Annotated in this window: 7 protein-coding genes; 1 reads left to right on the top strand and 6 read right to left on the bottom strand. The window is 71.8% G+C overall.

The window, feature by feature from the left end:
• The 5 genes from AB0O09_RS10955 to AB0O09_RS10935 form a co-directional block, all read right to left on the bottom strand.
• The coding region (locus tag AB0O09_RS10955; protein WP_363541264.1) for an XdhC family protein at positions 1-130 on the bottom strand (130 nt) is incomplete at its 3' end.
• Between the two features lie 86 nt (positions 131-216).
• Positions 217-1,695: an NCS2 family permease gene (locus tag AB0O09_RS10950; RefSeq protein WP_363541250.1), complete on the bottom strand. Its 1,479-nt coding sequence runs from the start codon at positions 1,693-1,695 to the stop codon at positions 217-219.
• 261 nt (positions 1,696-1,956) lie between these two features.
• Complete coding sequence (gene pucD, locus AB0O09_RS10945; protein ID WP_363541248.1) at positions 1,957-4,320, bottom strand: xanthine dehydrogenase subunit D; 2,364 nt, start codon at positions 4,318-4,320, stop codon at positions 1,957-1,959.
• Positions 4,317-4,802 carry a (2Fe-2S)-binding protein gene (locus tag AB0O09_RS10940; protein WP_363541246.1) on the bottom strand — a complete coding sequence of 162 codons (486 nt, stop codon included), beginning with the start codon at positions 4,800-4,802 and terminating at the stop codon, positions 4,317-4,319. Before AB0O09_RS10940 ends, pucD begins: the two co-directional genes overlap by 4 nt.
• A complete protein-coding gene (locus tag AB0O09_RS10935; protein WP_363541244.1) occupies positions 4,799-5,686 on the bottom strand; it encodes an FAD binding domain-containing protein in 888 nt (295 codons plus the stop codon). Before AB0O09_RS10935 ends, AB0O09_RS10940 begins: the two co-directional genes overlap by 4 nt.
• A gap of 413 nt (positions 5,687-6,099) precedes the next feature.
• Between AB0O09_RS10935 and AB0O09_RS10930 the strand changes: the two genes are divergently transcribed.
• Positions 6,100-7,683 (top strand): PucR family transcriptional regulator, encoded by a 1,584-nt coding sequence (locus AB0O09_RS10930; RefSeq protein WP_363541242.1) that lies wholly within the window; start codon positions 6,100-6,102, stop codon positions 7,681-7,683.
• Between the two features lie 109 nt (positions 7,684-7,792).
• Here the strand turns inward: AB0O09_RS10930 and AB0O09_RS10925 are convergent, their stop codons facing one another.
• Positions 7,793-8,905, bottom strand: coding sequence for an alpha/beta fold hydrolase (locus tag AB0O09_RS10925; RefSeq protein ID WP_363541240.1), 1,113 nt, complete (start codon positions 8,903-8,905; stop codon positions 7,793-7,795).
• Between the last annotated feature and the right edge of the window lie 140 nt (positions 8,906-9,045).

Raw genomic sequence — 9,045 nt, 5'->3', positions numbered from 1 at the left:
CGGTCTCGTCGACGGCGAGCGCGGCGCCGGGGTCGCGGGGGGCGCTGCCAAAGACGCCGACGACGGTGGCCACGGCGAAGGAGCGCCCGGACGCGTGCCAGGCGGTGAGCTGCGCGGCGATGTCCTGCATGGGTGGGTGCTCCTTAGCACGAGGGTAACGGGGGAACGGGGTCGGCCGCCGTGCGGGAGCGGGGCTCCCGCACGGCGGCCGGGCGGTCAGTGCACGCCGAGCCACGCCTTGACGGGGTCGAGGGCGAAGTAGACGACGAAGACCGCGGTGAGGATCCACATCAGCGGGCCGGGCTCGCGCCACTTGCCGGTGCCGGCCTTGATCACGGTGTAGGCGATGACGCCCGCGGCGACACCGGCGGTGATGCTGTAGGTGAACGGCATCAGGACGCAGGTGAGGAAGGCCGGGATGGCGACCTCGCGGTCGGACCAGTCGATGTGCCGGGCCTGGCTCATCATCATCGAGCCGATGACGACCAGGGCCGCGGCGGCGACCTCGACCGGGACGATGCCGGCGATCGGCGAGAAGAAGAGCATCGCGGCGAAGAACAGGCCGGTCACGGTGGAGGCGAGGCCCGTCCGGGCGCCGTCGCCGACGCCGGTGGCGGACTCCACGAAGACGGTCTGGCCGGAGGCGCCGACCACACCGCCGACCGCGCCGCCGGCACCGTCGATGAACAGCGCCTTGGACAGGCCGGGCATCCGGCCCTTCTTGTCGGCGAGCCCGGCCTCGGTGCCGACGCCGATGATGGTGGCCATCGCGTCGAAGAAGCCGGCCAGCACCAGGGTGAAGACGGCGACCGAGGCGCTGATCGCGCCCATGCCCTTGCCGGTGAAGGCGCCGAAGAGGTCGACGTGGCCGAACAGGCTGAAGTCCGGGGCGGCGACCGGGCTGCCGGGCCACACCGGGGCGGAGTTGGCCCAGGTCTTGGCGGGCAGGTCGGCGACCGCGTTGACGATCATGGCGAGGACGGTGCCGCCGGCGATGCCGATCAGGATGGCGCCGCGGACGTTGCGGGCCAGCAGCACGAAGATCGTCAGCAGGGTGAGCGCGAAGATCAGCACGGGCCAGCCGGCCAGCTCGCCGAAGGGGCCGAGCGAGAGCGGGGTGGGGCCGCCGGTGTGCACGAAGCCGGCCTTGTAGAGGCCGATGATGGCGACGAACAGGCCGATGCCGATGGTGATGGCGTGCTTGAGCGGCAGCGGAATGCCGTTCATGATCTTCTCGCGGAGTCCGGAGACCACCAGCAGGACGATCAGCAGGCCGTAGATCACGCACAGGCCGAAGGCCTGCGGCCAGGTGGTGTGCGGCACGACGAGTGCGGAGATGGCGCCGGAGACGCTGAGTCCGGCGGCGAGGGCCAGGGGCACGTTGCCGACCACGCCCATGAGGATCGTGGTCACCGCGGCGGCGAGCGCGGTCGCGGTCGTCAGTGCGGAGTGGTCGAGCTTGACGCCGTTGACGTCCGCCCCGCTCAGGATGATCGGGTTGAGCAGGACGATGTAGGCCATCGCCATGAAGGTGGTGACGCCGCCCCGGAGCTCGGTCGCGAGGGTGGAACCCCGCGCCGAGATCTTGAAGTACGCGTCCAGCGGGTTCTTCGGGGTGACGACCGGCGGCGTGAGGGCGTCGTCGGTGGCAGGTCTGTCTTCAGTGGTACCGGGCTCTATGGGGATCCGGGTCATGTCCACTCCCAAGGTTCAAAGGGGATTGGGGTGGGCGAGCCGACCTGAATGCCAGGCTGTGGGAGGTAGGCACTAAGGGGGACTGTTCGACTCACGGAGGTACGCGGGGGGCCGCGTACCGGATGGGGTGGTGCGTCCGCTGCCGGTCCCCGGCGTGGGTGGGGCAGCGGGTGGAGCACATCCGGTGTGTGGAGTTGTGGTGCGCCCCCGGGGCGGCGGGGAAGACGTGGCGCCGCCCCGGGGAGGTCCTGCGCGGTGTGGCTAGAGCGTCCCGGTGAGGTGCTCCGGCCGGACCGGCACCCGGTTGAGGGCGAGGCCGGTGGCGTTGCGGATCGCCGCGACGATCGACGGGGTGGCCGACACGGTGGGGGCCTCGCCGACGCCGCGCAGTCCGTACGGGGCGTTCGGGTCGGGGAGCTCCAGCATGTCCACCGGGATCGGCGGGGTGTCCAGGATGGTGGGGATCAGGTAGTCGGTGAAGGAGGCGTTGCGCACCTTGCCGTCCTTGACGACGATCTCCTCCATCACGGCGAGGCCGAGCGCCTGGGTGCAGCCGCCCTGGATCTGGCCGATCACCGAGAGCGGGTTCAGCGCCTTGCCGACGTCCTGGGCGGCGGTCAGCTCGACCACCTTGACCAGGCCGAGCTCCACGTCCACGTCGACCACCGCGCGGTTGGCGCAGAAGGTGTACTGGACGTGGCCGAAGCCCTGGCCGGTCTCCTTGTCGAACGGCACGGTCGGCCGGTGGTGGTGCTCACGGGTCAGGTCGATCGCCTCGTCGCCGAGCAGGTCGACCATGGGGACGAGCACGCCGCCGGTCTCCGAGACGACCTTGCCGCCGACCAGGGTGATGTCCTTGTGCTCCCAGCCGTAGCGGCGCCGGCCCTTCTCGATCAGCGCCTGCTTGACCGCCTCGGCGGCCAGCTTCACCGCACCGCCGGTCATGTACGTCTGCCGGGAGGCGGAGGTGGAGCCGGCCGAGCCGACCTCGGTGTTGGCCGGGTGGATGGTGACCTGCTCGACGCCGAGCTCGGTGCGGGCGATCTGGGCGTGCACGGTGACGCCGCCCTGGCCGACCTCGGCCATCGCGGTGTGCACCATGGCGACCGGCTCGCCGCCGATGACCTCCAGGCGGACCCGGGCGGTGGAGTAGTCGTCGAAGCCCTCGGAGAAGCCGACGTTCTTGATGCCGACCGAGTAGCCGATGCCGCGGACGATGCCCTCGCCGTGCGAGGTGTTGGACAGTGCACCGGGCAGGGTGCGCACGTCCAGGTTCTCCAGGTCCAGCGGCGGCGGCAGCGGCATGTCCTTGACCCGCTGCAGCAGCTCGGCGACGGGGGCGGGCGCGTCGATCTCCTGGCCGGTCGGCATGAAGTCGCCCTGGGTGACGGCGTTGATCTGGCGCAGCTCCACCGGGTCCATGCCCAGCTCGGCGGCCAGCTTGTCCATCTGCGACTCGTAGCCGAAGCAGGCCTGCACCGCGCCGAAGCCGCGCATCGCGCCGCAGCTCGGGTTGTTGGAGTAGAGGGCGATCGCCTCCATCCGCACGTTCGGGATGACGTACGGGCCGTGGCCGAGCGAGGCGGCGTTGCCGACCACCGCGGGGGAGGCCGAGGCGTACGCGCCGCCGTCCAGCACGATCCGGCAGTCGGCGAAGACCAGCTTGCCGTCCCGGGTGGCGCCGTGCTCGTAGGTCATCTTCGCCGGGTGGCGGTGCACGTGGCCGAAGAAGGACTCGTCGCGGGAGTACACGATCTTGACGGGCTTGCCGGTGTGCAGCGCCAGCAGGCAGGCGTGGATCTGCATCGACAGGTCCTCGCGGCCGCCGAAGGCACCGCCGACGCCGGCCAGCGTGAGTCGGACCTTCTCCTCCGGCAGGGCCAGCACCGGCGCCATCTGCTGGCGGTCCACGTGCAGCCACTGGGTGGCGATGTACAGGTCGACGCCGCCGTCCTCGGCGGGCACCGCGAGGCCGGACTCCGGGCCGAGGAAGGCCTGGTCCTGCATGCCGACCTCGTAGGTGCCCTTGACGATGACGTCCGCCATCGCGCGGATCTCGTCGGTCACGCCGCCGCCGGAGACCAGCTTCTGGCTGTGGCAGATGTTGCCGGAGCCGTGCGACTTGTACTCGTGCGGCTCGTGCACGTAGCCGTACGTCTCCGGGTCGAGGCACTGCTCCTCGGTGGTGATCGGGGTGAGCACCTCGTACTCGACCTTGATCTTCTTCACCGCGCGGCGGGCCGTCTCCGGATGGTCCGCCGCGACCAGGGCGATCGCCTCGCCGTGGTAGCGGACCTTGTCGATGGCCAGCGCCGGCTGGTCCTGGATCTCCAGGCCGTAGTACTTGGAGCCGGGGATGTCGTCGTGGGTCAGCACCGCGTAGACGCCGGGCACCTTGAGCGCCTCGGAGACGTCCACCGAGAGGATGTTGGCGCGGGGGTGCGGCGAGCGCAGCGCCATGCCCCACAGCATGTCCTCGTGCCACATGTCCGAGGAGTAGGCGAACTCGCCCTTGACCTTCAGGGTGCCGTCCGGGCGCAGCGGGGAGCCGCCGATGCCGTCCTTGCTCGCCTGGTGGATGTTCTGCAGGTTCTTCTGGCCCTGGATGGTGCGGGTGCCGCTCATTCGGAGACCGCCTTCGCGCAGGTGCGGGCGGAGGCGAGCCGCACCGCGTCCATGATCTTCTCGTAGCCGGTGCAGCGGCACAGGTTGCCCGACAGCGCCTCGCGGATGTCGGTGTCGCTGGGCTGCGGGTCCTGGGCCAGCAGCGCGTCGGTCTGCACCAGCAGACCGGGGGTGCAGAAGCCGCACTGCACGGCGCCCGCGTCGACGAAGGCCTGCTGGACGAGGCCCAGCTCGCCGCCCTCCCCGGCGAGGCCCTCGACGGTGCGGACCTCGCGGTCCTGCACCTGGCCGGCCGCGACCAGACAGGAGCACACCGGCACCCCGTCCAGGTAGACGGTGCAGGAGCCGCACTCGCCCTGCTCGCAGGCGTTCTTCGAACCCGGCAGGCCGACCCGCTCGCGCAGCACGTACAGGAGGCTCTCGCCCTCCCAGACGTCGTCGGCCTCGACGGGCTTGCCGTTGGCGGTGAACGTGACCCTCATGCCGCGCTCCTGATCTGCTTGCCGTAGTCGTTCCAGGTCCAGGTCAGCGTGCGGCGGGCCATCACGGCCAGCGCGTGCTTCCGGTAGTCCGCGGTGCCGCGGACGTCGTCGATCGGGGACGCGGCGGCGCGGACCAGCTCGCCGAACCGCTGGATCACCTCGGTGCCCAGCAGGTCGCCCGACTCCCACAGGCCGCGCTCGGCGAGCACGTCCTGCAGGTACTCCTCGGCCTCCACCGCGCGGCGCGGGGTGGGGGCGGCCGAGCCGATGCCGGTGCCGACCGTGCCGTTCTTCGGGTGCAGCGCGAAACCGAACGCGCAGACCGCGATCACCATCGCGTTGCGGGTGCCGATCTTGGAGAACTGCTGAGGGCCGTCCGCCACCGGGATGTGCACGGCGCGGATCAGCTCGTCCGCCTCCAGGCTGTTGCGCTTCACGCCGGTGTAGAAGTCGTCGATCGGGATCAGCCGGGTGCCGCGCACCGAGGCCGCCTCCACGAGGACGTCCCGGCCGGCCGCCAGCAGCGCGGGGTGCGAGTCGCCGGCGGGCGAGGCGGCACCGAGGTTGCCGCCCACGGAGCCCCGGTTGCGGATCTGCGGCGAGCCGACGGTGTGCGCCGCCAGCGCCAGGCCGGGCAGCGGTCCGGACAGCTCGTCGATGATCCGGCTGTAGGGAACCGCGGCGCCCAGCCTCACGGTGTCGCCGTCGATCGACCAGGTGGCGAGGTCGCCGATGCGGTTCAGGTCGAGAATCGCGGATGGCCGGTGCACGTCGAAGTTCATCTCGACCATGACGTCCGTGCCCCCGGAGATGGGCAGCGCGGTCGGGTACTCAGCCTTCGCCGCGAGCGCCTCGTCCCACGTAGCGGGCCGAAGGAACTCCATGCGGGTGTCTCCTCAAGTCGTCGCCAACCGGACAGTGGGCACAGTGCCCCGAACTCGGTGTTCGGACCTTGCTACCGCTTCGTTGCCTCGGCGTTGAGCTCCGGTCACCGGCTTGTTCCGGTGGCGTGTGGCCAGTGAACCGCTGTGACGGGGCCCACTGGCAGTCACCGATGGCATGAAGCCCGCGCGCCGGTCCCGCCCGGCATCCTGTACGTTCCTCTAAGGCTGACAATTGCCCAGTCCAGCGGTTTCCCTACCGCCACCTACGACCGTAATCCGGCCGTGACGGAGAGGCGACGGGCCCGTGACCGGCCGGCCGCGCGGGACGTTCCGCCGAGGGCCGCGGACCTGGTGCACACTGTGAGGCCCCACATCCACCCGACCCCCACCCTCCAGCACGAAGGAGTCTGCGGATGCGTGTCCGCGACCTGCTCGCCCCCGGCGCCCCGCGGCTTCGGCTGCTCGCCGCCGAGGAAGAGCTCGACCGGCAGGTCAGCGGTGTGATGACCACCGACCTCCAGGACCCGGGCCGCTACCTGCACGGCGGCGAACTGGTGCTCACCGGCATGCTCTGGCGCACCGGCCCGGACGACTCCGAGCGGTTCGTCCGCACCATCGCGGCCGGCGGGGCGGTCGCGCTGGCCGCCGGCGAGGCCGAGGTCGGCCCCGTCCCCGAGGACCTGGTCGAGGCCTGCCGCCGGCACCGGATGCCGCTGCTCGTGGTGCCCGACGACGTCGCCTTCGGCACCGTCGCCGAGTACATCGGCCGCCAGGTCTCCGCCGACCGGGCCGCCGACCTCGCCGCCCTGGTCGACCGGCACCGGCTGCTGGTCTCCGCGGCCGGCGGCGGCGGCCTGGACGCCGTGCTCGACCTGCTCGGCGGCGACCTCGACCTGGACTGCTGGGTGATCGCCCCCACCGGCCGGGTGGTCGCCGGACCGGCCGACCGGCTCTCCGCCGAGGACCGCGACCAGCTCGTCCGCGCCCACCTCGCCGCCCAGCGCCAGCGCCGCCGTCCGCCGCACCGCGCCCGCCTCGCCGTCGGCGCCTACTCGCTGCTGCCCGCTCCCGCCGACCCCGGCGCCGAGGCCCCGCTCGCCGACTGGCTGCTCGTGGTCGCCGGCGACGTCACCGAGTGGACGGCCAAGCGCCAGCAGCTCGCCGAGAACCTCGCCCGGCTGGTCGCCGCCGAGCGCACCCGCCGCGACGAGGGTCGCCGGCTGCGCCGCCGGATCGCCGACGAGGTGCTCACCCTGCTCCGCCAGGACGCCGACCCGCTGGAGATCTCCCGCGCGCTGCAGGCCTCCGCCACGATGGCCGCCAAGTACGAGGGCGGCCGCCCCGAGACGGCCGACTCCTGGCTGATCCTCTCGGCCGAGGGCACCGGTTTGCCCGAGGGCACCGTCCGCGCCGTCCTGGAGGAGGCGCTCACCGACTCCACCGACCGGGCGCTGGTCGCCGGTGCCGGCAGCGGCGCCGTCGTGGTGCTGCCCGCCCCCGGCACCGCCGTCCCCGCGGACGCGCTGCGCGAGCTGCTGGCCCCGCTGGAGGCCGGCCTCGGCTCCGAGGGCCGGATCACCGTCGGCGTCTCCGCCCCGGCCAGCGAGGCCGACGGCCTGCGCGGCGCCCTGGAGGAGGCCCGGCACGCCCGCCGGATCGCCGCCGCCCGGGTCGGCCGGGTCTGCGTGGCCGGACCGGAGGAACTCGCCTCGCACGTGCTGCTGCTCGCCGCCGTGCCGGACGAGGTCCGCCGCGCCTTCCGCAGCCGTCTGCTCGACAAGGTCATCGCCTACGACCTGGAGCACCAGGCCGACCTGGTGCGCACCCTGGAGGCCTTCCTGCGCTCCGACGGCTCCTGGACGCGCTGCGCGGCCCAGCTGCACGTGCACGTCAACACGCTGCGCTACCGGATCGGCCGGATCGAGGAGCTGACCGGCCGTGACCTCTCCCGGTTGGAGGACCGGGTGGACTTCTACCTGGCGCTGGAACTCGCCTGACGGACCGTTGCCGGCCGCTTCCGGCCGCTGCCCCGGAACGCCGACGGGCCGCCCGCTCCCGGGAGGGAGGGGCGGCCCGTCGTGTGTCGCCGCGTCAGCGGGCGGAGCGTCAGTGCTGGACGGGGATGATGCCGGTCAGCCAGGTGAAGGCCTTCGGCAGCAGCGGCTTCCACACGTCCACCGCGTGCGGGCCGGTGGTCTCCACCACGGTCACGTTGGTCGGCGCCTTCGCCGCCTGCTGGAGGGCCAGACCGCCCTCGTAGCCGTCGCCCTTGTTGCCGCTGACGTACAGCGAGGTCTTCGGCGGCTGGGCGGCCTTCTTGAGGATGTTCAGCGGGTTGGAGGCCTCGCGCAGCTGCGGGTTCTTGGCGGTCAGCGAGTCCGACTCGGCGGCCGGGTCGTTGTAGCCGGAGAGGCTGATCCCGGCCCGGTAGCGGTCCGGGTGCTCCAGGGCGAGCTTGGCGGCGCAGTGGCCGCCGGCCGAGTAGCCGGCCACCGCCCAGCGGTCCGACGAGGTGTCGGCGCGGAAGTTGTCGAGCACCATCTTCGGCACGTCCCGGGCGAGCCAGGTGTCGGCGTTCACCTTGCCGGGCACGTCGGCGCAGCCGGTGTCGGTGCTGCGGCCGAGCAGCAGGGTGCGCGGCGACACCAGGATGAAGGGCGCTACCTTGCCCTCCTTCATCAGCGGCTTCAGCTGCTCGGACACCTTGAGGGTGCCGTACCAGGTGCTGGAGGAGCCGGGGAAACCGGGGATCAGCTCCACCACCGGGAAGGTCTTGTCCTTGTACGCCGGGTCGTGGTACTGCGGCGGCAGCCAGACCAGCACCTCGCCGTCCACGCCGGACAGCCGGCCCTTGAGGTCGGTGCGCTGGACGTCCTTGGGCACCATCGGGTCGTCCACGCCCTTGAACTGCTGCAGCACCTTGGGCTCCGACTTGGCGTCCTGCGCGGGGCCGTCGGCCTGCACCTGCGGCACGGAGCGGACGTGGTCGCCGGTGCCCAGCAGGTCGTCCCAGTTGCCGTAGATCAGGTTGGCGTTGTTGACCATGACGAACACCATGGTGACCGCCGTCACCTGGCAGGCCAGGATCATCATCAGTCTGGAGAGCACCTGGACCGGCTTCGGCCCGCGCACCCTGCCCCACAGCAGCAGCGCCGCCGCGATGGAGAGCGGCACGAGCACGATCGTGACGATCAGGAAGGGTGTTCCGGTCAGTTGCATTAAGGCTCTCGTATCCGGGTAGCTGGCAGCCCGGGCCCCCGCTCGCCCGTGCACGTTCCGATGTGATCAGACAGATGGAAACCGCGGTTCGGTTCCGCCCCAAACTGCGCAGAACCTGAGAGGAACATCACGTTTCCTTG

Origin of the sequence: Kitasatospora sp. NPDC093679 (assembly GCF_040683455.1) — a bacterium.
Lineage (GTDB): Bacteria > Actinomycetota > Actinomycetes > Streptomycetales > Streptomycetaceae > Kitasatospora > Kitasatospora arboriphila.
Note: the sequence above shows the minus strand (reverse complement) of the source record. Positions and strands in the feature narration are given on the sequence as shown.

Coding starts and splice junctions, on each gene's coding strand:
- AB0O09_RS10950 (WP_363541250.1), bottom strand. CDS start 1,695: ATGACCCGGATCCCCATAGAGCCCGGTACCACTGAAGACAGACCTGCC.
- pucD (WP_363541248.1), bottom strand. CDS start 4,320: ATGAGCGGCACCCGCACCATCCAGGGCCAGAAGAACCTGCAGAACATC.
- AB0O09_RS10940 (WP_363541246.1), bottom strand. CDS start 4,802: ATGAGGGTCACGTTCACCGCCAACGGCAAGCCCGTCGAGGCCGACGAC.
- AB0O09_RS10935 (WP_363541244.1), bottom strand. CDS start 5,686: ATGGAGTTCCTTCGGCCCGCTACGTGGGACGAGGCGCTCGCGGCGAAG.
- AB0O09_RS10930 (WP_363541242.1), top strand. CDS start 6,100: ATGCGTGTCCGCGACCTGCTCGCCCCCGGCGCCCCGCGGCTTCGGCTG.
- AB0O09_RS10925 (WP_363541240.1), bottom strand. CDS start 8,905: ATGCAACTGACCGGAACACCCTTCCTGATCGTCACGATCGTGCTCGTG.